The organism is Hamadaea sp. (assembly GCF_013362815.1).
GTDB lineage: Bacteria > Actinomycetota > Actinomycetes > Mycobacteriales > Micromonosporaceae > Hamadaea.
Genome location: NZ_JABFVK010000016.1, coordinates 32,578 through 54,983 on the forward strand (window position 1 = coordinate 32,578; position 22,406 = coordinate 54,983).

The following is a 22,406-nucleotide window of genomic DNA, read 5'->3' on the forward strand; positions in this document are numbered from 1 at the left end:
ACAGTTCCGCCATGGGTACCCGACGCTCTCGCATTCCAGCCGGTGTCACCGACTGGGCGATCGCGGTCGGAGTCGCGGTGACGTTGCTGATCGCGGCCAGGTCGATTGAGCATCCGGCCGGTGTACTCGGCAATGTTCTGCTGGCGGTGAGCGGCCTGGCTCTCGCCGTACGCCGTCGTCAGCCGATCGCCGTGCTCGTGGTGACCGGGCTCTGTGCCCTCGGGTATCAAGCTCTCGGGGTCGACGTCGCGGCGATCGCGTTCCTCTTCGCCGTGTACGCCGCCGTCCGGGCCGGCCACCGGCTCGTCACGATCGTGGCGGCCGTCCTGATGCTGGTGACCCTGCCGATCGCCGTCCTGCTGACCGCGCCCGATCTGCGCGTGAGCGACGCGTTGGCCCAATCGCGGGGTGCGCTAGAGATCGCCTGGCTGATCGCGGCCGGAGCCGCCGGGGAGGCGCTGCGTCAGGCGGAGGCCCGCGCGGACGAAGCCGAGCGTACGCGGGAGGAAGCCGCACTGCGCCGGGCGAACTCCGAACGGCTGCACATAGCGCGTGAACTGCACGATTCGCTCACACATCAGATCTCGGTCGTCACCGTGCAGGCCACCGTCGCAGTCCACCTCGCTCGGAAGCGGGGCGAGCCGGTGCCCGACGCCCTGGTCGCGATCGAACAGGCCGGCCGGGAGGCGGCCCGGGAACTACGGGCGACACTGGAGGCGTTGCGAGACGACGGCAAGGTGACGGCCCACGGTCTTGATCAGGTGCCCGAGCTGGTGGAACGCGCTCGGACGACGGGCTTGGCCGCGACGCTGACCGTCGAAGGACAGCCCCGGAGCCTGCCCGTCGCGGTGGACCGCACGGCGTACCGGATCGTGCAGGAGTCGCTGACGAACGTCGCCCGGCACGCCGGAGCCGCCACCGCCTCGGTACGCATCGGCTACCGGCCGGGCGCCCTCGCGATCCAGGTCGACGACGACGGCAAGGCGATGCCGTCCGCGCCGCCGACTCCGGGCGTGGGCCTGCTCGGGATGCGCGAACGGGTCAGCGCGCTCGGTGGGCGGTTACGAGCGGAACCTCGCGGCGAAGGCGGGTTCACCGTCGAGGCCGAATTGCCCGTCGACCATGCCACGTGAGGGAGCCGGCATGACGGTACGCGTCCTCCTCGCCGACGATCAGCCGCTGATCCGCAGTGGCTTCCGGGCGTTGCTGGAGGCCGAAGACGACATCGTCGTGGTGGCCGAAGCGGCGGACGGCGCGGAGGCGCTGGCGTTGGTGCGGGACTGCCGTCCCGACATAGCGCTGGTCGACGTGCAGATGCCCGGCATGGACGGCATCGAGGTGACCCGGCGGATCGCGGCCGACCCGGAGCTGGCCGGAGTGCACGTGGTCATCCTGACGAACTACGGCCGCGACGAGTACGTCTTCGACGCGTTGCGAGCCGGTGCGGCGGGCTTCCTCGTCAAGGACATCGAACCCGAGGACTTCCTGCACTCGATCCGGGTCGCGGCCCGAGGTGACGCGCTGCTGGCCCCGTCGATCACGCGCCGCCTCATCGACCGATACGTCACCGAGCCACCCCGTCGAGAGGCTGACGCGACGTTGAAATGGCTGACCAACCGGGAACGCGAGGCAGTCCTCTTCGTCGCGAAGGGACTGTCGAACGACGAGATCGCCGATCGCATGGTGATCAGTCCGGTGACCGCGAAGACTCACGTCAACCGGGCGATGACGAAACTGCACGCCCGCGACCGCGCACAGCTCGTGATCATCGCGTACGAGACGGGCTTGGTCACTCCGCGTACGGTCGGTTTCGAGTAGGGAGACGGTGTGGGGTCCAGCCCCGGCTGACGCGTCCGACCAGTTGCGGGGGAGTCGACTTGCGCGCCATCGCCCGGAACAGCAGGTACATCGCGATGAAGAGAATCCAGCGTCCCAGCTGAAGCAGCAGCGTCACGCTCGGCTTTCCACAGCCGAGGGTGGCGGACGTGTCGTTCAGCGAATGGATGACCATCACCATGGCGATCGCTGCGATGCCGCCCCAGAGTCCCTTGCGGCCGATGCCCTTCTGGTCGGCGTACAAGTGCCAAAGCCGCCAGGCGATTGCCGCCGCGATGCCGGTCCAGAACCAGTGCAGCGGTGAGACGGTGAAGATGCGCGTGATCTGGGCGGCGACGACGGAGTTCACGGTGGGCGTCGCGGTGTCGTCGCCACAGAAGTCCGGACCGGACGCGTTCGCCGTCGCGAAGGCGTACTGCGTGGTCTCCGCGATGGCGAAGCCGAACCCGGCGGCGAGGCCGATGGCTATGCCCGCTCGCGGATCGCGGTATTTGCCGAGCGCGAAGAGCGCGAGCGGGACGAGCAGCTTGGTGCCCTCTTCCACGAAGCCGACGGTCTTCGTGGCGAGGCCGGTGCCGGCGGCGTCGATGAGCCAGCTGTTGATGTTGGCGGCGAGCACGAGCGTCGCGCCGCCGACCGCCGCCGCCACGGCGGCGACCTGGCCGAGGCCGATGACGTCGTCGAGCGCGAGCTGGCGGGCGACGAAGCGGTAGAACGCCCAGCACACGCCGGTCATCGCGAGGAAGCTGACGACCGCGATGACGCCGGTCGACTCCGACGCCCGGTACGCGACCACGCCGAGCCCGAGCACGACCAGGGCGGCGAGCGCGATCCAGGCCCATCGTCCCCAGAATCGGCCGCGGAACCAGCGTCCCCGATCGGCGGCGACGTCACCCGGTTGCGTCTGCGCGGTCCAGGCGCGCTCGTCCCACCTGCGCGATCGAGCCTTCGCGTACGCCGGGTCGGGGAACCATCCGGCGGGCGGCGTTCCCGGCCGATCGGGTGCGATCCGGTACGCCACCAGCAGTCCTACCGCCAGCAGCAGGAGGCCGAACGCGTCGACGAGGTACGCCATGCGTTGATCATCGCGTCAGGCAGGCCGATTCGGGTGGCGAAATGCCGGAATTGGCGTACGCCCGACGCGCTGATCAACGACGGGAGGTCGGGTAGCGGGCGGCGTCGCCCAGCTCCTCCTCGATCCGGATCAGCTGGTTGAACTTGCTCGTCCGGTCGCTGCGCGACAGCGATCCGGTCTTGATCTGCCCACAGGACAGGCCGACGGCCAGATCGGCGATGGTGGTGTCCTCGGTCTCGCCCGAGCGGTGCGACATCACGACGCCGTAGCCCGCCTCCTGGGCGATGCGTACGGCCGACACCGTCTCGGTCAGCGTGCCGATCTGGTTCACCTTCACGAGGACGGCGTTGGCGATGCCGTCGGCGATGCCCTGGCGTAGCAGCGCGGGGTTGGTGCAGAAGACGTCGTCGCCGATCAGCTGGCAGTGGTCGCCGAGGGTACGGGTCAGCTCGGTCCAGCCCGCGAAGTCATCCTGCGCGACACCGTCCTCGATGGACACGATCGGGTACGCCCCGGCCAGTTCAACCAGGTACGCGACGTGCTCCTCCACCGTGCGTACGCGATTCTCCCCGGCGTACGCGTATACGCCGTCGCGGTAGAACTCGGAGGCGGCCGGGTCGAGGGCGATCGCGATGTCGACGCCGGGTTTGTAGCCGGTGTCGGCGATCGCCTGCGTGACGAAGGTCAGCGCTTCTTCCGCCGTACGCAGATCGGGGGCGAAGCCGCCCTCGTCGCCGACGTTGGTGTTCTGGCCGGCCTTCTTGAGCGCGCCGCGCAGAGTGTGGAAGACCTCCGACCCCATGCGTACGGCGTCGAAGAAGGACTCCGCGCCGATCGGGGCGATCATGAATTCCTGGAAGTCGAGCGGGTTGTCGGCGTGCGCTCCGCCGTTGACGATGTTCATCAGCGGCAACGGCAGCAGCGTCGCGTCGGCGTCGAGATACCGGTAGAGCGGCTGCCGCCTGCTCGCCGCAGCGGCTTTGACGACTGCGAGGGATACGCCGAGAGTGGCGTTCGCACCGAGACGGGCCTTCGTCGGAGTGCCGTCGAGTTCGATGAGGATCCGGTCCACCTCAGCCTGGTCGAGCGCGTCCACTCCGCGTACGGCAGCGAGGATCTCGCCGTTCACCGCTTCGACCGCCCGGCGTACGCCCTTGCCGTGGAAGCGGTCCGCTTCGCCGTCGCGCAGTTCGACGGCTTCCCGCGTACCAGTGGATGCTCCGGAAGGGACCGCGGCCCGGCCGAACGATTCGTCGTCGAGCCGGACGTCGACCTCGACGGTGGGGTTGCCGCGGCTGTCGAGGACCTCGCGGGCGTGGACGGTGCTGATCGTGGGCATGCGTCTCCTCCAGAAACCGGATCGCGAACCGGATGGCAGACGTGGTCGACCGCGTTGTCGGTCACGAAGAGTCAGTTCCCGAGGGGAACCTATGATCATTCGCCGGCCGGCTCGGCGGGCGGCTCTGCGGTCGGGAACTGCACGAGGCTGATGAGCCGGGGGTGACGGCCTGGACCCGGTTCGTGCTGGGCCAACGGCGCGATGACGGTCTGCAGCTGCGTCGTGAGCGCGCTGAACTCCTCGTCGGTGAGCCAGAAGATGCCCTGGCGATAGCCCACGCGATCGGCGTACGGGTCGGCTCCGGGGCGGTCGAGGTAGGCGTTGAACTCCGCATGGACGGCTGCCATCCCGGCGGCGAAACCCTGCCGGTGGTCGTCCAGCGTCATCGACTTACCGCTGTCGGCGCTAAGCCTCGGCCGATCCCGGCGCAGGCGGTAATAGCGTTCGACCGCGCCGCGTACGCGGTGTTCGTCGGCCACTTCGACGACGCCGCCTTCGATCAGGTGCGCCACGTGCCGGTAGACCGACGCCTTCGGCACGTCCGGCACGCTCTCGCAGAGCTCAGCGGTCGTGCGTACGCGATCACCCGACAGCGCGTACACGAGGCGCAGCCGCACCGGGTGGAGCAGCAGGTCCAGGGTGTCCATAGCGTCAACGATCTCATATCTGCTACCGTTAGCAAAATTGCGAAAGGTAGGTGTCTCATGCGGTCTCTGGACGACCTGGGCTGGCTGGACGACGTGATCGGCTCCGCCCGGGTGGTGGCCATCGGGGAGAGCGCGCACTACAACGCCGAGTCCTACGAGCTGCGGCATCGAGTGCTGCGCCATCTCGTCGAACACCACGGCTTCACCGCGTACGCGATGGAGTCGGGCTTCCCCGAGGGCTGGCGAGTCGACGACTGGGTACGCGGAGGGCCCGGCGAAGTCGGTGAAGTGCTCGCGACGGGCACGACGTCTTTGATGGGCCTGTGGCAACCGATGCGCGCCCAGCTGGAGTGGATGCGGGCGCACAATGCGACGGCGCAGCGCCCGGTCGGCTTCTACGGAATCGACCTCGGCGGATCGAACGCGTCGCTGGTGCCGGGGCTGGACGCTGTAACGGCGTACTTGGCGGTGGCGGATCCCGGATACGAAGTCGATCCGAAGCTGCGGGAGACCGCGGCCGCCTTCGGAGCCGCGTCGCCGTTCTCCATGATGCAAGCGGTCGGAGCGCTGCTCAGCCTGCCTCAGGAGATCCGCGACGCGATGACGGCCAACCTGGCCGAGCTGACCGGCCGCGTGGTCGGCCGCCGGCTCGTCTACGTCGAGCGGACCGGCGTCGAGGCGTACGAGCGAGTGCTCCACACGCTGCGGCTCACCGCGGCGCTCGACGTCGCCGCCCGCGGTCTGGCCCGAGGCGACCAGCAGTCGGTGATGTACGCACGCGAAGCCGCGCAGGCCGACACGGTCGAATGGATCCTGCGCCGGGAGGATCGCGTCGTACTGGCTGCCCACAATGGACACGTGCAGCGCGCGTCGATGGTGATGCCGGGCTTGCCGCCGACGACATCGCTCGGGCTTCAGCTGGCCGACCGCCTCGGCGACGACTATCGAGTCATCGCGATGACGACTGGAGTCGGGCAGACGCTCAACACCGAGCCCGACTTCTACGCCGGAAAGCTCTTCGTCGAGCAGGGTCCGGCCGAGCCCGGCAGCCTAGACGCCGTCCTGGACGCACGCGCGGACGTCGCGTACGCGGTCGACCTGCGACGTATGTCCACTGAGGAGGATGCAGTGCTCCGGGGCGTGACCCGGCAGCGCTTCGGCTCCTTCTACGAAGAACTGGACCCGCTGACGGCGTACGACGTGATCGTGCACCTGCCGAAGGTGACGGCTGCGATCCCCGACGCCGACGCAGTGGCCGCCTCACCTGAGGATGTCCGGGCGGCGTACGCGGCCTGGGCTCGGTATTAGTTCTCCTCGACGAACCGGGTGACCCGGGCCTCCTCGGTGTCGATCGCCTCCTGTGCCCGGTTCAGGACGCGGGAACTGTACGCGCCGAGGGTCCGGGCCTCCAGCAGCTCCTGCCGTTCGGCGCGGAGGATCTCCGTCCGCAGCTGGACGTACTGTTCCCGCAGTCCGACCAGATTCGCCGCAGCCGGGCGGGTCTGGCGTACGGAGAGTTCTTCGCGGGCCCGGTCGAGGATCTCCGGCGAGTACGCCGTCCCGTCCGGCATACGCAGATCGGGGTCGTCGACGTGCTCCAGGGCCGCCGAGGACAGGCGAGTCAGCAGGTCGCCGAACTCCGCCCGATCGGCCGCCGGATCGTCGCCGGGCACCTTCGTCGTGCGGATCACCCAAGGCAGGGTCAGGCCTTGGAGCAGCAACGTCGTGATGGCCACGACGAACGCGATGAGCTGCAACTGGGGGCGGTAAGGCGTACCGGACGGAAGGGTCTGCGCGGCGGCGACGGTGACTGCGCCGCGCATACCCGACCAGGCGAGCACCACGCCACCACGCCAGCCGAAGCTCTCCGCGACCTTGAAGCGCAGATCGCTCTTGCGCTGAGTGAACCGGACGGTGAAGCGCCGCTTCTGTCCCTCGGAGAGTTCGTCGTTCTGGATCATCTCGTCGAGCCGGGCCTGCACGGCCTCCACCCGTGGTCGCGCCGCTTCGGCCCGGCTGGCGTCCCGGCGCTGCGAGGCGACCAGGGGAACGACGTAGAGCATCCGCGCGGCGATCGCGAGCAGCGCGGCGAGCAGGCCGATCCCGATCGTCGTCGCGACGGACGGACCCGAGGCGTGCGCGCCGTCCAGGACCGTCTTCAATTGCAGGCCCATGAGCAGGAACAGGCCGCTCTCCAGGAGGAACGACACGGTGCTCCAGTTGATCGCCTCGGTGACCCGATCGGCCGCCCGCACATAGCGGGGACTCTGGTGACCGGTGACGACGCCGGTCACGACCACGGCCAGGACGCCTGAGGCATGGATCGCCTCGGCCGGGATGTATGCGACGAAGGGCAGCACGAAGGAGATCGCCGTGTTGAGGACCGAGTCCTTCAGGCCGGCGCGGACGCGTACGTTGAGCTGGCCGATCAGTATGCCGACGACGGTCGCCGCGGCTACGGCGTACAGGAAATCGAGGCCGATCGCCCAGAAACTGACCGCCGCCGTCGTAGCCGAGATCGCCGAACCGAGCAGGACCAGCGAAGACGCGTCGTTGACCAGGCCCTCGCCTTCGAGGATCGTCAGCAGCCGGGAGGGCAGCCCGAGCCGACGGCCCACCGACGTCGCCGCGACCGCGTCGGTCGGGCTGATGATCGCGCCCAGCGCGAAGGCGTACGCGAGACCGAGCCCCGGAAGCATCGCGTTGAAGAGGAAACCCGCGCCCACCGTCGTCAGCACGACGAGAACGACGGCGAGCCCGGCGATCGACTTGAAGTCGCGTCGGAAGTCGTGAGCGGGCATCCGCACCGCGGCGGCGTACAACAGCGGAGGCAGGACCCCGGCGAGCACGAGCTCCGGCTCGATCACGACGTGCGGGACACCCGGCAGGAAGCCCAACGCCGTGCCCACGACGACCTGGCTCAGCGGCGCGGCGACGCCGATCTGCCGGGAGAACGCCGCGACGACGACGATGCTGACGATCCCGGCGACGGCGACCAGGGTGAGTTCCATCGGTCCTGATTGTCCGGCTGATCCGGGTCGGCGGTCGGGCGCGACACACGGCTCTCGGCTTTCAGCGGCTCCTTGGCGGGTCGCGCGTTCAGTGGCTCTTCGGCGGGTCGCGCTTTCAGTGGTGACCTGCGGCGAGCTTGCAGACGGTGGCCGCGTCGGCGGGGGAGAGGTCGAGGTGGCGGGCGAGCCACGCGGGCGAATGGCCGTCGCAGGCCATCGTCCAGGCGACGAACGCCGTGGAGGCGGGCAGATGGGCGAGCTGATCACGGGCACTGGGCGGCAGGCGCTCGCGGAGATCGTCCGATGCCGGATCCGCCTCGAGCGGCCGGCGGGGCGGGGGAATGCGCGCGCCCGGTGAGGCGAACACAAGCGGGTACCTGTGCAGCGTGTACGTGTGCCAGAGGGCGACCACGATCTGAGCGTAGGGCCGCGGAGCGCCGAAGGCGACCAGCGACGCCGGCCTGAGCGGTTGTCGCAGGCCGGCCGGTCGGCATACTTGCTCGGTGACGAGCAACACGACGCCGCTGCGCGAGCGTACGCACGAACAGGATCGGGTGACGTTCACCGAGCTGTTCTTCGACCTGGTCTACGTCTTCGCCGTGACGCAGCTGTCGCATCTGCTGCTCAGCAACCTGACCTGGGCCGGCGCTCTCCAGACCGCCATGCTGCTCGTGGCGGTCTGGTGGGCTTGGCAGTACACGACGTGGTTCACGAACTTCTTCCACCCCGACCGCCGACCGGTACGCCTAGTCCTGTTCGGCGTGATGCTGGCCGGACTGGTCATGGCGGCGATGCTGCCGAACGCGTTCGGCGAGCACGGCGCGGACCGGGGACTCGCCTTCGCGGTCGCGTACGCGGTGATCCAGGTCGGCCGGACTGGGGCGGCGGTGTACTTCTTCCGCGGAATGCCGGTGCAGCACGCGAACTTCATCCGCATCCTCTTCTGGAACGCGCTGGCCGCGTCGGTGTGGATCGTCGGCGGCTTCGCCCACGGCAACGCCCGGTACGCACTCTGGCTGGTCGCGATCGTCCTCGACCTCGCCGGGCCGCCGCTGCTGTTCCCGACGCCGATCCTCGGCCGGTCGAGGACGGCCGAGTGGGACATCTCCGGTACGCATTTCGCCGAACGCTGCCAGCTGTTCCTGATCATCGCGCTGGGCGAGTCCATTCTGGTCACCGGGGCCACCTTCAGCGCGCTGCCGTTCACCTGGGATCGCCTGGCCGCGCTGGTGATCGCGTTCGGCGGCGCGGTCGCCTTCTGGTGGGTCTACTTCGACCGCAACGCCGAACTGGGCAGCGCCGTGATCTCGCATTCGACTGACCCGGGAGCGTTGGGCCGCAACGCGTTCACCTACTTCCACCTGCCGATCGTGGCGGGCGTCATCGTGAGCGCGGTCGGCGACGAGCTCGTCATCGCGCATCCCGCCGGACATCCGACCTGGCCGGCGATCGCGACCATCCTCGGTGGCGCAGCGCTGTTCCTCGGCGGGCACGCGCTCTACAAGTGGGCGCTGTCGCGCCGGGTCTCGCGTACGCGGCTGGTGGCCTGCGGCGTACTCGTCGCACTCGTGCCGGCTGGCCCGTATCTGCCGCCGATTCTGCTGACCGCGCTGGCCACGGCGATCGTCGCCGCCGTGGCCGTACGCGACAAGCTGACTGTCAGCGGGTTCGGTGGGGCGCCAGGATCATGACCATGTTGCGGCCGTCCTGGCGGGGTTCGGCTTCGACGACTCCGTCGTCGGCGACCTCCCCGGCCAGCCGGGTGAGCACCTTCAGCCCGAGTTCGGGCCGGAACCGCTCGCGTCCGCGGAACCAGATGGTCACGCGGACTTTGCTGCCGCCGCGGAGGAACCGCTGGACGTGGCCCTTCTTCGTCTCGAAGTCGTGCGGGTCGATCTTCGGCCGGAAGTTCATCGCCTTGACGGTGGTCTGCTGCTGATTGCGGCGAGCTTCGCGCGCTTTGACGCCGGCGTCGTACTTGTACTTGCCGTAGTCGACGAGCCTGCACACGGGCGGCTGGGCCTGCGGCGCGACTTCGACCAGGTCGAGGCCGACCTCGGTGGCCACTTCCAGAGCCCTGGCCAGCGCGACGACGCCGATCTGCTCACCCTCCGGCCCGACGAGGCGTACCTCGGGCGACCGGATCTGGTCGTTGACACGTGGTTCGGCGACGGCATTCATCCGGCGTCGGTCGTCGGTCTTCCCAAAACGGGAACGATCCAAGGGAAAACTCCTTCTCGCTCACGGGTACGGGTGCCCGGGCGAGAAGCGCTGGATCACACCTGCGACATCTGATCGGAGGCGGCGCCCGGGCGAATCTGATCGCGACTCACGGCGTCACCTCCTCTCTCTGGTCGAGTCACCGGCAACGCTAAACCGGCGCGCTCGGAGCTGTCCACCGGTTAACGAACGGACACGCTCGCTTCCGCGGTGAGCGCCAGGAAGGTCAGCGATTCCTGGAGATACAGCTCGATCACGTTGGCGTCGTGCGCGAGATACCCGATGGCCAGATCCTGACCGAGGTGCAGCTCATAGTCACCGCCGCGAGTGGACACCAGCAACGCGCCTTCGAGCGCGGGAGCCCAGATGATCTCGCCGTCCTTCAGCAGCCGGGCCAAGTGCTGGTGAATGGGGTACCCATGATCGGTGGTCTCGGCGACCGCCGTGTACGCCTCAGCCGACAGCAGCAGGCTGTAGGGACCGGCGACCCCGGCCAACCGCAGCGCACTCATCGCCCGGGCCACGGTGTCGGGGAACTCACGGACGTCCTCGGGCATCGGCAGCGGTGCGTTCGAGCTGAACGGTCCGATGCCGACGATCCCGGCCGCATCCGATCCGTCGAAGATGGTCCGGTCCTCGGCGAATCCGATGCGCTTCGCGGCATCCTTGACGGGCTGCCAGTCGGAGTCCTTCGCGCCTCGTTCGACGTCGTCCACGGCCTGGCGAGTGACGGTGAACGGGACGCGCAGCTCGACGACGGGCTGGTTCAGCCGCTGCCGGACGCGTACGCCCTCCACGTGCGCGTCGAGCTCGCGAAGGTGGCCGGTTCCCACGGCGGACAACGTCACACCGGACGGCCCGACGACGTCGACCACCCGGCGTCCGCCGACGTTCCGGGTGAAGGTGCGACGCGCCTCGTCCTCGATCTCCGCCCACGCTGCCTCGGAGATCGGAGCGAGTTCCCGATGCAGGTTGTTCATGGTTGTCCGCTCCCTTTCAGGCTCCCGATCGCGAGCGATCCCGCGGCCGATCCTGTTGCCGGCGCCGCGACCGAGGCGGCTGATCCCGTTGCCGGTGCACCGATCGAGGCGGCCGGATCCGCGACGCCTTCGGCGATCGTGGTTCGCAGAGCCAGGCGAGCGGGTGGATCCTCGAGGAACTCGGCAGTGGGGACAAAAAACAGGTTCCCGGTGACCGCGGTCGAGAAGTCGAGGATGCGGTCGTGGTTGCCGGGCGGGTCACCGATGAACATGTTCCGCAACATCTGCTCGATCACGTCCGGCGTGGCGGCGTACCCGATGAAGTAGGTGCCGAACTCGCCCTTGCCGACCGAGCCGAACGGCATGTTGTCCCGGACGATCTGCCGCTCGGTCCCGTCGGGATCGGTGATCGTGTTCAGGGCGACGTGTGAGTTCGCCGGTTTCACCGCGTCGGGCAGCTCGATGTCGCTCAGCTTCCGGCGGCCGATCACGCGTTCCTGCTCCTCGACCGGCAGACGCTCCCAGGTCGCCAAGTCGTGCAGGTACTTCTGCACGACGACATAGCTGCCTCCGGCGTACTCGGGGTCCTCGTCGCCGATCGTCACGGCGGCGACCGCCGCCGATCCGACGGGGTTCTCGGTGCCGTCGACGAATCCGAGGAGGTCGCGCTCGTCGAAGTAGCGGAAACCGTGGACCTCGTCCACGACGTCGGCGTACGCGGCGAGGCGGAGCATGATCTGCCGGGCCAGCTCGAAACACAGGTCCAAGTGCCGGGCCCGCAGGTGGAACAGCAGGTCGCCCGGGGTCGACACGGCGGTATGCACGCTGCCGGTCAGCGCGGGGAACGGATGCAGCCCGACCGGCCGGGTCAGCCCGTACGCACGGTCCCAGAAGTCCGCGCCCACCCCGACGACGCAGCTCAACCCGTCGTCCGGTACGCGAAACCCGACCGCGCGGGTCAGCCCGGCGACGTCGGCGAGCACATCGCGTACTTCGTCTTCGGCCCCGGCTCGCACGGTGACGACGAGGAAGACGGCCGCCTTCGCCGGCGGCGCCAGGACGTTCTGCGGCTCCAGCATCTGATCACCCTCGGCCAGCCTATCGGCGCTCGGCCGGTTCAGCGGGCGAATGCCGGACGACACCGGTCCCTGAGGAACGGGCAGGTCGAACGAGTCCACCGGATAGCGATTGGCGCCTGCCCGGGGTGGACGCTGCGCCGTACGGTGGAATCATGATCTTCGCGCACGTCGGCGACACCCATTTCGACGGCGGCGAACGGGCCCGGCTGCGCGCCCGGCGCGTGATGACCTGGCTGCGGCCGATGCCGCTGGACGCGATCGTGGTCAGCGGAGACATCGCCGATCACGGGGCGATCGAGGAGTACGAGGAGGCCCGCGCGGAACTCGTCGCGCCGGTTCCGGTGCTGATGCTGCCCGGCAACCACGACGTACGCGCGGCGTACCGCAAAGTGCTGGGCGAGGACTCGGGCGACGGGCCGATCAACAGCGTGCACCGCGTGGGCGGGGTTCTGTTCGCGCTGTGCGATTCGAGCATTCCGGGTCGTCACGACGGCTTGCTCGCCCCGGGCGTCGTCTCGACGACCCGCTTGCCATGGACCACGCCGGAGGAGCTGACCCGCGGCGGCGTTGATCATGGCGGTATGGGATTGATCAGGGTGGTGTGGACTCGACACGCCGATCGATCACGCCCGATAGTTCATGATCACGCGGAAAGGGCGGGGGCCGCGCGGAAAGGGCGCGGAAAGGGCGGGGGCCGCGCGGAAAGGGCGCGGAAAGGGCGGGGGCCGCGCGGAAAGGGCGGGGGCCGGGCGCCCGTTCGTAGGGCGCCCGGGCGAGTCAGCCTCAGGCCGGCATCGTGAACCTCCTCTTGCTGCGGCGGACGGCCGGATGCCGTCCCGCGAGGCCAACGAGCCCGGCGAGCAGGGGAGACATGGTCCACGATGGAGATCACCCGCACGCGCCGCGTGACGCGGCCCATGATCGGGCGATCGGGTGACGCGTCAGGCCTCCGGATTCGGGTGACCACGCGGCCGCCGCATCCGGCGCGTCGCGGGCTTGCTGACGGCGCCCGAGCGGGCGAGATGGTCGTAGATGGCGTCCCGGTACGCGACGACGGCCACGACCAGGTCGGAGGCGAGTTCCAGATCCGCCTTCGTCAGTTCGCCGCCTTCGCTGGCGGCGAACGGGGTGAGCATGATCTCGGTCAGCCCGGAGCGGATCCACAGCATCGGGGGGCCGCCGTCCTCGGTGTCGGTCCGGATGATCGCTTCTGAGCCGAGGCGGAGCACCACCTCCAGGGCTGATGGCTCACGCACGGTGCCCTCCGCTGAAGCTGTCGTTCCCAATGAAGCCGGTGTCACGGTGACCAGCCAACCAGGTACGCCGCTCCACCGACACGGTGACAACGTCGCAGAAAGGTGGCATCGGCGTTGCACGGGCTGTCCTGATCTGCGTAAATATGCAAGACGGTTGGGGGTGGACGGTGAAGCGCCGGGCGCTGGCGGAGCGACGCAAGACGATGGGGTTCAGTCAGGAGGACCTGGCGGCCGAACTCGGCGTCGACCGCACCACCGTCATCCGCTGGGAATCCGGCGAGACCGAGCCCCAGCCGTGGCACCGTCCCCGGCTGGCGAAAGCGTTGCGGCTGCCCGTCGAAGACCTCGCCGACCTGCTCAGCGGCCCGGGGTCGGCGTACGCCCCGGCTCCGCCGGCCGGCCCGGCTCTGTCCTGGGAGGACGGTCCGGCACGGGAACTCTACCGGCGCGGATACGGCCTGCTCGGGCACGACGACCGGCAGGGGATCGAGGCCGCCGCGGCCCTGCTCGAACGGGCGGTCGACCACGATCCCACGTTCGCGGGTGCGATCGCCGCCCGCGGCTACACCCGGTGGCGCAAGTACTTCGCGGGCTGGCCGGACTCCGGTGAGGCGCTGCAACGGGCGTTGCGCGACGTGGAAGCGGCGCTCGAAGCCGATCCCGGTTCGGTGATCGCGCACGTCACCTTCATCCGGGCCTGCTGGGACATGGGCTGGCACGAGCACGCGCTGCGCGCCGGTCGCTCGGTCTACTTGCGTCACCCGGACAGCCTCGACGCCTCGGCCGCGTTCGCCCGCGCGCTGACCAACGCCGGGCTCGCCGACGTCGCCCTGCCGCTCGTCGAGGCGGTGCTGGCGACCGACCCCACCGATCTGGCCGCGCAGAAACTGCGGATCTGGTGCCTGATGCTGCTCGGCCGCCACGAAACCGCGGTGCGGACCGCCGGGGCGTACCTGATCAGTCATCCCACCGACGCGAACACGCGCTGGGCGGTCGCGCTGGCGGCGTACCACATGGAAGATCGCGGCCTCGCGGCGCGCGTGGCCCGCGAGGCCGTCACGGCCGATCCCGAAGACATGACAGTGTGGACACTCCTCGGCTATCTGGACCCCGGGACCTGGGGCGAGGCGCTGGATCGGCTGAGCGCGAGCGAGCCGAACAGCCGGACCGCCGCCTGGCTCGCGAACATCCACGCGGCGGCCGGGCAGGTGGAGACGGCCCGGCGGCTGGCGGACGAGCTCCGCGCCGCGCATCCGGCCAACGGCTACATCACCTATCGATTGGCCCACGTGTACGCACAACTGGGGCAGTCCGAGCTCGCATTGGGGTGTCTGCGCACCGCGATCGAGCTGGGTTTCCTGTCGGCGCAGTTGTTGCGGCGGGAACAGGATTTCGGCCTCGCCTCGCTGCGTGGACTGAGCGGCTATGAGACGCTTCTCCAGCAGCTCGACGACAATGTGGAGCGATGCCGGCGCTTGTATGTTCCGTGGGGAGCCGCGAGATGAGCTTGGCCAAGAGCGACCGCGGCTGGATGTCCGGCATCGCCGGCGAAGGCCTGGTCACGATCGGCGACCCTCGGCTGAAGGCGCCCGTCGCGCTGATCGATCCCGTCTCGGCGGCGGAGAATCTGCTGGACGCGATGGTCGCGCGACTGCGTTCGCTCAACGGCGCCGGGCTGGCCGCGCCGCAGGTCGGGGTGTCCGCCCGGGTCGTGGTCATCGAGGTACGCAAGACCGACGTGTTCCCCGATCGGCCCGAGACGCCGCTCGTCGAGATGGTCAACCCCGTGATCGTCCAGCGCACCCCGGCCGACGTGCTGGGCTGGGAGGGGTGTTTCAGCGTACCGGGGATCATGGGGGTCGTTCCCCGCTCGTTCTCCGTCGTCGTCACTTTCGCCGGGCGTGCCGGCACGGTCGTGAACCAGGAGTTCACCGGGTACGCCGCCCGCGTCGTCCAGCATGAGGTCGACCACCTCGACGGCTTCGAGTTCGTCGACCGGATGGAGTCGATGGCGAGCCTGACGACGGTGCAGAACTACCTCGACCATCGGCGGGACGACCCCTCCTGGGTCTCCTGACGCTTCTCCTTTGGGCGCTGGATCAGGGTTCTGGGTCGAATCTTGGGAGAAGATTCGACCCAGAACCCTGATCCAGCGCCTTACAAGGGTCAGCGGAGTGCGGCCGCACCGGCGGCGGCGTACTTCTCGTCCAGGTCGCCGCTAGGAGCGCCGCCCACGCCTATGCCGGCGATCGGCGCACCGTCGACGACGACGGGAACCCCGCCACCCAGGAACAGCGTGCCCGGGATGTCGCGGATGGACGGTCCGTCGCCACCGGCCCGGGCGGCGAGCGCCGAGGTGGCCTGGCCGAAGGAGACGGCGGTGAACGCCTTCTGCTCGGCCGACTCGTCGGTCTGCGGGCCGGCCCCGGTGCTGTGCAGGGCGATGCGGACGACGCCCGACCGGTCCATCACCACGACGGACACCTTCTGGCCGTCCTTGGTGGCGGCGGCGAGTGCGGCCTGCGCGGCGCGCATGACGGCGTCGTCGGTCAGCGTACGCACCTCGACGGTGGAGCGGACGGACACGGCGGGAGTGGCGGTGACGGCGGCGGCAGTCGTCGCGGGCAGCGCGATCCCCAGGGCACCCGCAGCGGTCAGGGCGCCTGCTCCGACGGTGAGGGCGAGACGGCGGCTCATCTGCATGATCTCTTTCCTTTCAAGCGGCTGATGGAATCGAGTCTTGCCGGGAAAACAGGCCCTCACTTGGTGCGGGAGATCGACGGCGGCATCCATCGAATGGTTGATGGCGGCGCTCCCGGCGGCCTTAGGGTTGGATCATGCGCGTTTGGATGCATGCCGGGTTCTACCTGCTGCTCGCCTCGTCGGCGGCCAGGTATGTGGCCCGGCATGGCTGGAACGCGCCGGTGCTCGGGCTCGCCGCCCTCCTGGCGATCGCGTACGCCCTGACGATGGTGTGGCAGCCGCGCCGGATGGGGCTGATCCTCGTCGCCGTCGTATGGCTGGCCATCGTCCTGATCGCGCCCAGCTTCGCCCTGTGCGCTGTGCCACTCGTCTTCGTCGCGCTGGATGACTACTCCCCGCGTACGGCGATCACGATCATCGCCGTGCTCACCGCGGTGGTGGTGCTCTCCTTCGTCCGGCTCAACGGGTGGCATCCCGATCTCGGGCTGGTCGCCGGTCCGGCCGGGGTGGCGATCATCACCACGGCGGCGTACCTGCAGCTCGCCCGGACCAGCCAGGCGCTCGCCGAGAGCCGCCGTCGCGCGGGGGCCCTGGAGGAACGGGCCCGGCTCGCCCGGGACCTGCACGACACCGTCGCCCAGGGCATGTCCAGCGTGAACCTGCTGCTCCAGGCGGCCGACCGGGCGTGGCCGGCCGATGCCGCCCAGGCGAACCTCCGGCAGGCGATGACGGTCAACCGCGAGACCCTCGGCGACATCCGTACCGTCGTCATGGATCTCAATTCGTTGCAGGGGCGCAGCCTGGAGCAGGCGATCGCCGACGTATGCGCATCGACGCCGACGCCGCAGGTCCGGTTCGCCGTGGACGGCGAGCGCTATCCGCTCCCCGAGACGACGACGATGACGCTGCTGCGGATCGCCCAGGGTGCGCTCGCCAACGTGACCGAGCATGCCCAGGCGCAGGCAGCCGCGGTCACCTTGAGTTACCTGCCCGATGAAGTTCGGCTCGATGTGGTGGATGACGGGATCGGCTTCGATCCGACTCAGCCCGCCGCCGGTCCGGGCCGAGGCTTCGGCCTGGAGGCGATCGCCCGGCGGGCCGAACTGGCCGGTGGCCGGGTCACCGTCGAGTCCGAACCGGGCCGGGGCACGGCGATCGCGGTGGCGATCCCGACGGAGGGAGTCTCCTCATGAGGCTGATGCTGGTCGACGATCACGTGGTCGTCCGGGCGGGACTCCGCGCGCTGCTGGAGTCCCAGCCGGGCGTCGAGGTGGTCGCCGAGACGGGCACCGGCGAACAGGCGGTGTCGCTGGCCGCCGCGTTGCAACCCGAGGTCGTCCTCATGGACCTCCAGCTCGGGTCGGGCATCGACGGCGTCGAAGCGACCCGGCGACTGCTGGAGCTCGACCCGTCTCCGCGCGTGCTTGTACTGACCACTTACGACAGTGACGCGGACGTGGTCCGTGCGATGGCGGCCGGTGCGGTCGGCTACATCCTGAAGGACATCGCGCCGGACGCCTTGTTCCGCGCGATCGAGGACGCGGCCGCGGGGCGTACCGCGCTGTCGGCTGCGGTCGCGGGACGGCTCGCTCGTCAGGTGCACCAGCCGGGCGTCGCGCTGTCGGCCCGGGAGACCGAGATCGTCACCCTGCTCGCCGAGGGGCTGACCAATCAGCAGATCGCCCGCCGCCTGCTGATCAGCGAGGCCACCGTCAAGACCCACCTCGTGCACATCTTCGGCAAGCTCGGCGTCGATTCGCGTACCGCGGCGGTCACGGAAGCGGTCAACCGCCGCCTGATCACCCTGCGAGGTCGTCCATGAAGCGCCGTCTCATCGTGCTGTTCGCGGTCCTCGCGGCCGTGCTGTCCATCACCGTCGTCGCCTTGCAGAAAGAGAAGCCCGCCATGCCCTCCGCCGAAACCTTGCTGTCCGCGGCTTCTTCCGGTGACACCGCGACGGTACGCCGAGAGCTGGCGGCCGGCGTGCCGGTCGACGTACGCGACGGCAACCGGCGTACGCCGTTGCTGCTGGCGGCGCTCAACGATCACGTCGACACCGCGAAGGTGCTACTGGCGGCGGGGGCCGACGTCGACGCGCAAGACGACCGGGACGACAGCCCATGGCTGGTCACCGGCGTCACGGGCAGCGTGGCCATGCTGGAGGCGCTGCTTCCGGCCGAGCCCGACCTGAACCTGCGCAACCGGTTCGGCGGCATCTCGGTGATCCCGGCCAGCGAACGCGGTCACGTCGACTACGTACGCCGAGTGGTGCAGACCGGCATCAACGTGAACCACGTGAACGACCTGGGCTGGACCGCCATGCTGGAGGCGATCATCCTCGGCGACGGCACCCAGCCGTACGTGGACATCGTCCAGATCCTCCTGAACGCCGGGGCAGACCCGGGCATCGGCGACAAGAACGGCGTCACTCCGGTGCAGCACGCCAAGGAGCGCGGCTACACCGAGATCGCGGCGTTGCTCGCCTAGGAGATCAACTACGGGCCAGCGCTTTGCCGATCTCGGTCAGCGAGGCGTTGAGCGCCTCGTACTCCCGATCGCCGACGGCACCTTCGCGGTGGAAGCTGCGGAGGTGCCGGGACGCGTCGCTCAGGTTGCCCCATGCTCGCCGGGAGTTGCCGTCGGCGACGTCACGAGCAAGGTCCCGCAGATCCTCCGTCAGCGTTGCGGCGGCATCGCCCTTGATCCGCCCGGCGCGTACGTAGGAGTCCAGCAGCGCACGGGCGGACGCGACGAGCTGGGTAGCGGACTTCCGCGTCGGAGTCGGTGACGGCTTGCGAGTCGGCGACGGGGACGCCGTCGTCGCCTCCGGGGTCGGTTCGAGCGTCTCCTCGGCCGTCGGCTCGGCAGTTGCAGTCGGACCGGCAGCAGTGGACTGCTTCGGCTTGGAACCGCCGCCGGAAAACAGCAGACCGGCGAGGATGCCGAGCACGATCGCCAGCACGGCGCCGCCGCCGATCACCCCGAAGAGCCACCGGTTGGGCGAGACCGGCGCGGCGTGCCGTCCCGGCTGGGTGGTCGGCAGCATCTGCGTCGGCGGATCCTGGTCGTACGCCATCGGCAGATCATGCCTGGTGAGGCCGGATCGTGGCGTCCCGTGACACGGGGCCGTCCACACGAGTCGTCCACCCGGCCGGGCAGGTATGCGTCAGCGGCTCACTCGTAGCGCGCGCAGGAACGGGGCGGAGTCCTCGGCGGTGTCGAGCGCTTCGGTCAGTGTCTCGGCGTAGTCCGGGCGGGCCTTCGTCTGCTTCGCCCGCCCGGCCGCCGTGATCACGGCGTACGCACCGCGCTTGTCTTCGGGGCAGGTGTCGCGATCGGCGTATCCGGCGGCGATCAGGCGGCCGAGCAGTCGCGTCATTGTGCTCTGCGTCAGACCGAGCAGATCGGCGAGCTCGGTCATCCGCAGCTCGCCGCCGTCGGCCCCGGCGAGGTGACTGAGCGCACGGTATTCGGACAGCCCCAATCCGTGCCGGCGTTGGAGCATCGCCCCCAACCGGTTCTCGACGTGCGAATACATCCCCAGTACGCCCGCCCACAGCTGTTCGTCGTGATCCACGCCGCCGTCCTCTCGTCTTGACAAGAGCTTACTTGTACATACAAGCTTTGTCCCGGCAAGTACTTGTACATACAAGCAATGCGGAGGCGCGTCATGGCCTGGATCTACCTGCTCATCGCCTCGGTCTTCGAGGTCGTCTTCGCGTTGGCGACCAACGCCACCGAGGGCTTCACCCGGCTGGGACCGTCGCTGCTCACCATCGTCGCCGCGGCGGCGGGAATCTTCTTCCTCAGCCTCGCCTTGCGAACGCTCGACGTCAGTGTCGGCTACACCGTGTGGACCGGGATCGGCTCGGTCGGCACGGTCGTGCTCGGCACGCTGATCTTCGAGGAGTCGCTCAACGCCGGGAAGATCATCGCGTTCTTCCTGATCATCGGCGGCGTCCTCGGCCTCAAGCTGGCCGACCGGCCCGCTGCATCCACCCATTGATCGCGGAGGAAGTCATGTCCTGGATCTATCTCGCCGTCGCGGTCGTCTTCGAGATCGCGTTCGCCTTGGGAACCAATGCCACCAAGGGTTTCACTCGACTGTGGCCGTCGGTCTTCACCCTGCTGGCCGCGGCCGGCGGCGTCTTCTCGCTGAGTCTCGCGCTACGCACCATCGAGGTCGGGGTCGGGTACACGATCTGGACCGGCATGGGGTCGATCGGCACGGTCGTGTTCGCCTCATTGGTCTATCGGGAGAAGCTCACCCTGCCCAAGCTGCTCAGCTTCCTCTCCATCATCGCGGGAGCCGTCACGCTCCGGCTGTCGTCCGGGGCCTGAGGGGGAGCGTCGCCTTGTCGGGTTAGTCCCGTTGTGCCGGGCGACGCTCCCGCCCTACCGTTCATTCATGGAGAAAACGCCGCTATCCCCCAAATTGGATGCCGCTTTCGACCAGATCGACACCGCGCGCCGGGGCACGATCGACCGGGCCGCGATTCTGCAGCAGGCCGGGCGCGTACTGGGCGCCTTCGGGCAGGAGACCTCCACCGCGCGCGGCCGGGAGACGGTCAGCCTCTACGGGTGGTACTGGGACTGCCTCTGCTCCCAGGCCGGAGTCTCCCGCGACGGACGCATGACGCGAGAGGAGTTCGGCGCGGCCTTCCAGGGCGCGTTCATCGACGGCGAGAAGTTCGCCGCCGTCTACACGCCGATGGCGCTCGCCACGATCCGGCTCGCCGACGGCGACAACGACGGCTATCTCGCCCCGGCCGAACTTGCCCGGCTTTGGCGGGCGATCGGGTCCTCAGTGGACGACATCACCGGCGCGTTCACCGCGGTCGACACCGACGGCGACGGCCTGCTGTCGGTGCTCGAAGTGCTCGACGCCATCCGGGACTTCTACACCAGCGACGACCCCGATTCGCCCGGAAACCTGCTCTACCGGCAGGTGGCTCCGACGGCCTGAGTTCTGCCGACCTGGAAAGCACGTCATCGCCAGAGATCCGTCTGGACGTGATGGTTGTCGTAGAGCTCCTGGGTCTGCAACACGTCCTCCCAGCTCGCCTCGCCCGAGTGCAACCGGTCCAGCAGCCGGAAGTAGTCGGCGCGGGGCGTACCAGGGGTGAAGACGCACAGGAAGTCGGCGTCATGGCCGGCCTCGGGCTTGAACGCGTGCGGCATGTACGGCGGCACGAGCAGCAGATCGCCCTCGTCCAGCGTCACGATCTCCTCGCCGACCAGTAGCCGCAACCGGCCTTCCAGCACGAAGAAGAGTTCGTCGCCGTGCGCATGGAAATGCGGTGGGGCGCCTGGATTCCCGTCACGCAGGGTCGACCGATGGCTGGTGAGTACCCCGCCGGTCGCTTCCGCATCGGCGAGCAGCCGGATGACGCTGGACGGGTCGCTCTTCAGCACCTCCGCGTCGGCGGCGCGGCTGAGCAGACCGCCGCGAAGCCGGGCGGACCCACGGAGCTGGGTGAATTCGGACACGAGGACCTCCATAGACAAGAGACGAGACGGTCTGTCTCGCGCTGAACTGTGCCCGGCAACGCTCGTCTTGTCAAGACGAGACGTTTCGCCTCGCGACGGGTAAGGTGGTTCCCCATGAGCCGTCAACCCGACCCGAACCGGCGCAATGAGCAGTCGCGGCAGGCCATCCTCACCGCCGCCGCCGACCTGTGCGCCGAGGTCGGCTACGCCGCCGTCACGATCGAGGCGATCGCCGCCCGGGCCGGCGTGGGCAAGCAGACGATCTATCGATGGTGGCCGTCGAAGGCGGCGGTGCTCCTCGAATACATGCAGCGCATCCGGGAGGAGCAGGCCGGCTTCCCCGACACCGGCGATCTGATGGCGGATCTCCTCACTCAGACGACCGCGATCCAGCGGCTGTTCAGCTCCGACGCCGGTGCGGTCTGGCGGGGGCTGCTGATCGCCGCGCAGTCCGACGACGCTGCGGCCGACGGCGTACGCGATCTGCTGGAACGGGCGATCGTCGAGGCCACGGAACGGCTCGCCAAGGCGCAGAAGACCGGTGAGTTGCGCGAGGACGCCGACCTCGAGACCACCGTCGAGATCGTCTTCGGCCCGTTGTACCACCGCTGGCTTCTCCGGTCCCGCCCGCTGCCCAAGGCGTACATGCGAGACGTGCTGAAGCTGGTGTTCGACGGCCTGAAGCCGGCCCCGGAAGGCCGCTGACGACGGCAGTGTGGCGGTCCCGACCAGATCCCATGACGGATCGATGACAGCCGTCCACCAGCGAC

At 69.1% G+C, this 22,406-nt stretch carries 27 protein-coding genes; 14 read left to right on the top strand and 13 right to left on the bottom strand.

The window, feature by feature from the left end; translation table 11 throughout:
• Window positions 1–11: 11 nt before the first annotated feature.
• Together HOV77_RS10225 and HOV77_RS10230 are read left to right on the top strand one after the other, a co-directional pair.
• The gene (locus HOV77_RS10225; protein WP_290860697.1) at window positions 12–1,133 is read left to right on the top strand and encodes a sensor histidine kinase; all 1,122 of its coding nucleotides are present in this window, start codon (window positions 12–14) and stop codon (window positions 1,131–1,133) included.
• Between the two features lie 10 nt (window positions 1,134–1,143).
• Window positions 1,144–1,818, top strand: a complete 675-nt coding sequence (locus tag HOV77_RS10230; RefSeq protein WP_290860699.1) for a response regulator transcription factor — start codon at window positions 1,144–1,146, stop codon at window positions 1,816–1,818.
• Here the strand turns inward: HOV77_RS10230 and HOV77_RS10235 are convergent.
• The 3 genes from HOV77_RS10235 to HOV77_RS10245 form a co-directional block, all read right to left on the bottom strand.
• The gene (locus HOV77_RS10235) at window positions 1,790–2,911 is read right to left on the bottom strand and encodes a PrsW family glutamic-type intramembrane protease (protein ID WP_290860701.1); all 1,122 of its coding nucleotides are present in this window, start codon (window positions 2,909–2,911) and stop codon (window positions 1,790–1,792) included. The genes HOV77_RS10230 and HOV77_RS10235 overlap by 29 nt on opposite strands.
• 73 nt (window positions 2,912–2,984) lie before the next feature.
• Window positions 2,985–4,250, bottom strand: coding sequence for a phosphopyruvate hydratase (eno, locus tag HOV77_RS10240; protein ID WP_290860703.1), 1,266 nt, complete (start codon window positions 4,248–4,250; stop codon window positions 2,985–2,987).
• A gap of 95 nt (window positions 4,251–4,345) precedes the next feature.
• Window positions 4,346–4,897 carry a helix-turn-helix domain-containing protein gene (locus tag HOV77_RS10245; RefSeq protein WP_290860705.1) on the bottom strand — a complete coding sequence of 184 codons (552 nt, stop codon included), beginning with the start codon at window positions 4,895–4,897 and terminating at the stop codon, window positions 4,346–4,348.
• Window positions 4,898–4,954: 57 nt separating this feature from the next.
• On the opposite strand from HOV77_RS10245, the gene HOV77_RS10250 reads away from it, so the two are divergent.
• Window positions 4,955–6,205, top strand: coding sequence for an erythromycin esterase family protein (locus tag HOV77_RS10250; protein WP_290860707.1), 1,251 nt, complete (start codon window positions 4,955–4,957; stop codon window positions 6,203–6,205).
• Here the strand turns inward: HOV77_RS10250 and HOV77_RS10255 are convergent.
• Window positions 6,202–7,908, bottom strand: a complete 1,707-nt coding sequence (locus HOV77_RS10255) for a sodium:proton antiporter (RefSeq protein WP_290860709.1) — start codon at window positions 7,906–7,908, stop codon at window positions 6,202–6,204. The genes HOV77_RS10250 and HOV77_RS10255 overlap by 4 nt on opposite strands.
• 115 nt (window positions 7,909–8,023) lie before the next feature.
• The gene (locus tag HOV77_RS10260) at window positions 8,024–8,320 is read right to left on the bottom strand and encodes a hypothetical protein (protein WP_290860711.1); all 297 of its coding nucleotides are present in this window, start codon (window positions 8,318–8,320) and stop codon (window positions 8,024–8,026) included.
• 91 nt (window positions 8,321–8,411) lie between these two features.
• Between HOV77_RS10260 and HOV77_RS10265 the strand changes: the two genes are divergently transcribed.
• Window positions 8,412–9,599: a low temperature requirement protein A gene (locus tag HOV77_RS10265; protein WP_363259978.1), complete on the top strand. Its 1,188-nt coding sequence runs from the start codon at window positions 8,412–8,414 to the stop codon at window positions 9,597–9,599.
• Here the strand turns inward: HOV77_RS10265 and infC are convergent.
• The 3 genes from infC to HOV77_RS10280 form a co-directional block, all read right to left on the bottom strand.
• Window positions 9,568–10,089, bottom strand: a complete 522-nt coding sequence (gene infC / locus HOV77_RS10270; protein WP_363259980.1) for a translation initiation factor IF-3 — start codon at window positions 10,087–10,089, stop codon at window positions 9,568–9,570. The two genes, HOV77_RS10265 and infC, sit on opposite strands and share 32 nt — an antisense overlap.
• Window positions 10,090–10,310: 221 nt before the next feature.
• Window positions 10,311–11,108 carry a family 1 encapsulin nanocompartment shell protein gene (locus HOV77_RS10275; protein ID WP_290860714.1) on the bottom strand — a complete coding sequence of 266 codons (798 nt, stop codon included), beginning with the start codon at window positions 11,106–11,108 and terminating at the stop codon, window positions 10,311–10,313.
• On the bottom strand, window positions 11,105–12,187 hold the full coding sequence (locus tag HOV77_RS10280; protein ID WP_290860716.1) for a Dyp-type peroxidase: 1,083 nt from the start codon (window positions 12,185–12,187) through the stop codon (window positions 11,105–11,107). The genes HOV77_RS10275 and HOV77_RS10280 overlap by 4 nt, the downstream gene beginning before the upstream one ends.
• A gap of 152 nt (window positions 12,188–12,339) precedes the next feature.
• On the opposite strand from HOV77_RS10280, the gene HOV77_RS10285 reads away from it, so the two are divergent.
• A complete protein-coding gene (locus tag HOV77_RS10285; protein WP_290860718.1) occupies window positions 12,340–12,987 on the top strand; it encodes a metallophosphoesterase in 648 nt (215 codons plus the stop codon).
• 141 nt (window positions 12,988–13,128) lie between these two features.
• Here the strand turns inward: HOV77_RS10285 and HOV77_RS10290 are convergent, their stop codons facing one another.
• Window positions 13,129–13,443, bottom strand: coding sequence for a hypothetical protein (locus tag HOV77_RS10290; RefSeq protein WP_290860720.1), 315 nt, complete (start codon window positions 13,441–13,443; stop codon window positions 13,129–13,131).
• A gap of 167 nt (window positions 13,444–13,610) precedes the next feature.
• On the opposite strand from HOV77_RS10290, the gene HOV77_RS10295 reads away from it, so the two are divergent.
• Both HOV77_RS10295 and def read left to right on the top strand, forming a co-directional pair.
• Window positions 13,611–14,948, top strand: coding sequence for a helix-turn-helix domain-containing protein (locus tag HOV77_RS10295; protein WP_290860722.1), 1,338 nt, complete (start codon window positions 13,611–13,613; stop codon window positions 14,946–14,948).
• On the top strand, window positions 14,945–15,520 hold the full coding sequence (gene def / locus HOV77_RS10300; protein WP_290860724.1) for a peptide deformylase: 576 nt from the start codon (window positions 14,945–14,947) through the stop codon (window positions 15,518–15,520). Before HOV77_RS10295 ends, def begins: the two co-directional genes overlap by 4 nt.
• An 89-nt stretch (window positions 15,521–15,609) precedes the next feature.
• Here the strand turns inward: def and HOV77_RS10305 are convergent, their stop codons facing one another.
• Entirely contained in the window at window positions 15,610–16,140 is a 531-nt protein-coding gene (locus tag HOV77_RS10305) for a heme-binding protein (protein ID WP_290860726.1), read from the bottom strand.
• Window positions 16,141–16,280: 140 nt separating this feature from the next.
• Between HOV77_RS10305 and HOV77_RS10310 the strand changes: the two genes are divergently transcribed.
• The 3 genes from HOV77_RS10310 to HOV77_RS10320 are packed head-to-tail and all read left to right on the top strand — an operon-like array spanning window position 16,281 to window position 18,633.
• A complete protein-coding gene (locus tag HOV77_RS10310; protein ID WP_290860728.1) occupies window positions 16,281–17,339 on the top strand; it encodes a sensor histidine kinase in 1,059 nt (352 codons plus the stop codon).
• Entirely contained in the window at window positions 17,336–17,968 is a 633-nt protein-coding gene (locus HOV77_RS10315; RefSeq protein ID WP_290860730.1) for a response regulator transcription factor, read from the top strand. The genes HOV77_RS10310 and HOV77_RS10315 overlap by 4 nt, the downstream gene beginning before the upstream one ends.
• On the top strand, window positions 17,965–18,633 hold the full coding sequence (locus tag HOV77_RS10320; RefSeq protein WP_290860732.1) for an ankyrin repeat domain-containing protein: 669 nt from the start codon (window positions 17,965–17,967) through the stop codon (window positions 18,631–18,633). Before HOV77_RS10315 ends, HOV77_RS10320 begins: the two co-directional genes overlap by 4 nt.
• A gap of 4 nt (window positions 18,634–18,637) precedes the next feature.
• Here the strand turns inward: HOV77_RS10320 and HOV77_RS10325 are convergent, their stop codons facing one another.
• Together HOV77_RS10325 and HOV77_RS10330 are read right to left on the bottom strand one after the other, a co-directional pair.
• Window positions 18,638–19,222: a hypothetical protein gene (locus HOV77_RS10325; protein WP_290860734.1), complete on the bottom strand. Its 585-nt coding sequence runs from the start codon at window positions 19,220–19,222 to the stop codon at window positions 18,638–18,640.
• A gap of 90 nt (window positions 19,223–19,312) precedes the next feature.
• Complete coding sequence (locus tag HOV77_RS10330; RefSeq protein ID WP_290860736.1) at window positions 19,313–19,723, bottom strand: MarR family transcriptional regulator; 411 nt, start codon at window positions 19,721–19,723, stop codon at window positions 19,313–19,315.
• A gap of 78 nt (window positions 19,724–19,801) precedes the next feature.
• On the opposite strand from HOV77_RS10330, the gene HOV77_RS10335 reads away from it, so the two are divergent.
• The 3 genes from HOV77_RS10335 (at window position 19,802) to HOV77_RS10345 (ending at window position 21,112) form a co-directional block, all read left to right on the top strand.
• On the top strand, window positions 19,802–20,152 hold the full coding sequence (locus HOV77_RS10335; RefSeq protein WP_290860738.1) for a multidrug efflux SMR transporter: 351 nt from the start codon (window positions 19,802–19,804) through the stop codon (window positions 20,150–20,152).
• 14 nt (window positions 20,153–20,166) lie between these two features.
• The gene (locus HOV77_RS10340) at window positions 20,167–20,487 is read left to right on the top strand and encodes a multidrug efflux SMR transporter (protein ID WP_290860740.1); all 321 of its coding nucleotides are present in this window, start codon (window positions 20,167–20,169) and stop codon (window positions 20,485–20,487) included.
• A gap of 67 nt (window positions 20,488–20,554) precedes the next feature.
• Window positions 20,555–21,112, top strand: coding sequence for a hypothetical protein (locus HOV77_RS10345; RefSeq protein WP_290860742.1), 558 nt, complete (start codon window positions 20,555–20,557; stop codon window positions 21,110–21,112).
• Between the two features lie 23 nt (window positions 21,113–21,135).
• Here HOV77_RS10345 and HOV77_RS10350 read toward each other — a convergent pair whose 3' ends face one another.
• A complete protein-coding gene (locus HOV77_RS10350; RefSeq protein WP_290860744.1) occupies window positions 21,136–21,636 on the bottom strand; it encodes a cupin domain-containing protein in 501 nt (166 codons plus the stop codon).
• 114 nt (window positions 21,637–21,750) lie between these two features.
• Here HOV77_RS10350 and HOV77_RS10355 point away from each other — a divergent pair, with 114 nt between their 5' ends.
• On the top strand, window positions 21,751–22,341 hold the full coding sequence (locus HOV77_RS10355) for a TetR/AcrR family transcriptional regulator (protein WP_290860746.1): 591 nt from the start codon (window positions 21,751–21,753) through the stop codon (window positions 22,339–22,341).
• Window positions 22,342–22,406 lie beyond the last annotated feature (65 nt).

Coding starts and splice junctions, on each gene's coding strand:
- HOV77_RS10225 (WP_290860697.1), top strand. CDS start 12: ATGGGTACCCGACGCTCTCGCATTCCAGCCGGTGTCACCGACTGGGCG.
- HOV77_RS10230 (WP_290860699.1), top strand. CDS start 1,144: ATGACGGTACGCGTCCTCCTCGCCGACGATCAGCCGCTGATCCGCAGT.
- HOV77_RS10235 (WP_290860701.1), bottom strand. CDS start 2,911: ATGGCGTACCTCGTCGACGCGTTCGGCCTCCTGCTGCTGGCGGTAGGA.
- eno (WP_290860703.1), bottom strand. CDS start 4,250: ATGCCCACGATCAGCACCGTCCACGCCCGCGAGGTCCTCGACAGCCGC.
- HOV77_RS10245 (WP_290860705.1), bottom strand. CDS start 4,897: ATGGACACCCTGGACCTGCTGCTCCACCCGGTGCGGCTGCGCCTCGTG.
- HOV77_RS10250 (WP_290860707.1), top strand. CDS start 4,955: ATGCGGTCTCTGGACGACCTGGGCTGGCTGGACGACGTGATCGGCTCC.
- HOV77_RS10255 (WP_290860709.1), bottom strand. CDS start 7,908: ATGGAACTCACCCTGGTCGCCGTCGCCGGGATCGTCAGCATCGTCGTC.
- infC (WP_363259980.1), bottom strand. CDS start 10,089: ATGAATGCCGTCGCCGAACCACGTGTCAACGACCAGATCCGGTCGCCC.
- HOV77_RS10275 (WP_290860714.1), bottom strand. CDS start 11,108: ATGAACAACCTGCATCGGGAACTCGCTCCGATCTCCGAGGCAGCGTGG.
- HOV77_RS10280 (WP_290860716.1), bottom strand. CDS start 12,187: ATGCTGGAGCCGCAGAACGTCCTGGCGCCGCCGGCGAAGGCGGCCGTC.
- HOV77_RS10285 (WP_290860718.1), top strand. CDS start 12,340: ATGATCTTCGCGCACGTCGGCGACACCCATTTCGACGGCGGCGAACGG.
- def (WP_290860724.1), top strand. CDS start 14,945: ATGAGCTTGGCCAAGAGCGACCGCGGCTGGATGTCCGGCATCGCCGGC.
- HOV77_RS10305 (WP_290860726.1), bottom strand. CDS start 16,140: ATGAGCCGCCGTCTCGCCCTCACCGTCGGAGCAGGCGCCCTGACCGCT.
- HOV77_RS10310 (WP_290860728.1), top strand. CDS start 16,281: ATGCGCGTTTGGATGCATGCCGGGTTCTACCTGCTGCTCGCCTCGTCG.
- HOV77_RS10315 (WP_290860730.1), top strand. CDS start 17,336: ATGAGGCTGATGCTGGTCGACGATCACGTGGTCGTCCGGGCGGGACTC.
- HOV77_RS10320 (WP_290860732.1), top strand. CDS start 17,965: ATGAAGCGCCGTCTCATCGTGCTGTTCGCGGTCCTCGCGGCCGTGCTG.
- HOV77_RS10325 (WP_290860734.1), bottom strand. CDS start 19,222: ATGGCGTACGACCAGGATCCGCCGACGCAGATGCTGCCGACCACCCAG.
- HOV77_RS10335 (WP_290860738.1), top strand. CDS start 19,802: ATGCGGAGGCGCGTCATGGCCTGGATCTACCTGCTCATCGCCTCGGTC.
- HOV77_RS10340 (WP_290860740.1), top strand. CDS start 20,167: ATGTCCTGGATCTATCTCGCCGTCGCGGTCGTCTTCGAGATCGCGTTC.
- HOV77_RS10345 (WP_290860742.1), top strand. CDS start 20,555: ATGGAGAAAACGCCGCTATCCCCCAAATTGGATGCCGCTTTCGACCAG.
- HOV77_RS10355 (WP_290860746.1), top strand. CDS start 21,751: ATGAGCCGTCAACCCGACCCGAACCGGCGCAATGAGCAGTCGCGGCAG.